Here is a 1,942-nt window from a genome sequence, read left to right on the forward strand (position 1 = left end):
CGGCAGCGCCCGCACCCGCCACAGCCGCCCGCCCTCCGCGGCGACCGCGCCTTGTCCGCCCAGCGTCATCACGCAGGCGGCAAGGCGCTCGGTCACCTTCAGCCGCCGGGTCACCTCACGCAACGCCAGCCGACCGCCTTCCAAGGACAGGTGTCCTCCATCGAAACGGACCACGACGGAGTTGCCATCGACCGGTGACAGTCCGGCCAGCGGCAGCGTAGGATCAGCCATGGCGGGTCGGCGCTCCGGAAACGGCGGGTTCTGGTGTGGGGAACCGAATCCTAGACTGTATCAATGGCTTGCGCTACACCCGCCAACTCCGGAGCATAGTTCGGGCTAAAGATTCTCGCATGACGACTTGGTATCGGAACGGTCGTCGTATCCGTTTGATGGCCCCGCGCCAAGCGGTACTGGAAGGCCGCGGGTGCCCTATCTCGCTCCCCCCGTCACCGCAAGCCTAACGAGCTCGACACCATGTCATCCTTCGTCAAAGCGCAACGGGCTGCGCAGGCCCGGTTCCGGCAAGCTTCGACAACGCTGTCGGCCCCGGCGAGAGAGTGCTCGAAACCGGCCTCGGGATACAGCGCCATGCTGCTGCCGAAGGAACTCCGGTCCGAGAACCTCTTCCCAGAAATCAGGGAGGACGCATTGGCGTATTTCGCGCACCACCGCATCGCGTGGCATCAGTGGTCGCACCACCTCCTGAGCTCGCAGGCATGCTGCCTCAACTTCCTGATGCCCTTCACAACCGAACCCAATGCACTGGCGTCCCTCCTCCGTCCTCTCCTCGGGGAGGTGGAGATGCTTCCGCTGGAGGATGATCGCCTGCCGGGGCGCGACGCATGGCATGTGGGATTCGAGTGGATCGGCGAGCGGGATCACCTTAATGAAGGAGTGGGCAAGGACGCGACGCGACGCCGTGGCGCGAACTGCACCAGCGCGGATGCAGCCGTGAAGTACCGCCGGCTTGACGACGGGTCGGTGGGCATGCTGCTGATCGAGTGGAAGTACACCGAGACATATGGCAGCCCGCCTGACCTAGCGAAGGAACCGACCCGCCGAAAGCGCTACACCGGCATCGCCTTCGTCCCCGATGGTCCAGTGCGGTCCGACGCGGGTCTGGACCTTGCCGACTTGTTTTGGGAACCCTTTTACCAGTTTCTGCGCCAGCAGATGCTTGCGCACCGCATGCAGGCCGTCCGGGAGGAAGGTTGCGATCACGTTGGCGTGCTGCACATCGCCCCCGGCGCCAACACGGCCTTCAAGGTCGTTACCGCGCCGGCGCTGTGCCACCGCGGCACCGACGCTGTCCGCGTCTGGGGCGATCTGCTGGTACAGCCTAATGCCTTTCGCAGCGTCAACACCGAAAAGCTGTTCGGGTGCTTTGACGTTACCCAGCACCCCCAGTTCAGTCGCTGGTGGGACTACGTCTGCGAGAGGTACCCCGGCTTGGTCGGGAGGGCTGGATGAGAGGCGGCACGACCATGCACGCCGTGGCGAACGCTGCCGCCGACAGCTCCGACGTCGATGCCATCGGGATGGCCTTCTCCAAGATCAAGACACATCCCAGGAAAGCCGCCGCGTAACTACTCAGGTGGCTGGCCGGTGATGGGTGCTGTCGGGTTTGGGCTGTGTCGGTGTTGCCCCGAACGCGACGTTGCCTGACGGAGCGGGATGTTAGTCAACCAACCCGGCCTCCGGAAAAAACGGAGCGGTCCACTTTCTAGGACTGCCTTGCGCGGAGGCGAGAATCGCGGACAAAAACGAGATGGGCCGTTACCCCACCGCCTCCACCGGCGGCATGTCGGCCGCCGCCGCGGCGATGCGCGCGGCGTCGGGCATGCTGTCCTGGGCGCCGACACCGCGGCAGGCGAGCCCCGCCGCCGCCGCCGCCCGCAGCAACCCGTCGGGCAGCGACAGGCCGGCGTCGAGTGCGGCGGCC

The 1,942-nt window shown here is 65.9% G+C and carries 1 protein-coding gene and 1 pseudogene; one reads left to right on the plus strand and one right to left on the minus strand.

The features are described 5' to 3' along the window. Positions 1-231: pseudogene (locus HL658_RS36370) on the minus strand (hypothetical protein); the annotation flags it as partial. Between the two features lie 243 nt (positions 232-474). Here HL658_RS36370 and HL658_RS36375 point away from each other — a divergent pair. After that, positions 475-1,470, plus strand: a complete 996-nt coding sequence (locus tag HL658_RS36375; protein ID WP_343055446.1) for a PGN_0703 family putative restriction endonuclease — start codon at positions 475-477, stop codon at positions 1,468-1,470. Positions 1,471-1,942 lie beyond the last annotated feature (472 nt).

Origin of the sequence: Azospirillum oleiclasticum (assembly GCF_013423485.1) — a bacterium.
Classification (GTDB): domain Bacteria; phylum Pseudomonadota; class Alphaproteobacteria; order Azospirillales; family Azospirillaceae; genus Azospirillum; species Azospirillum oleiclasticum.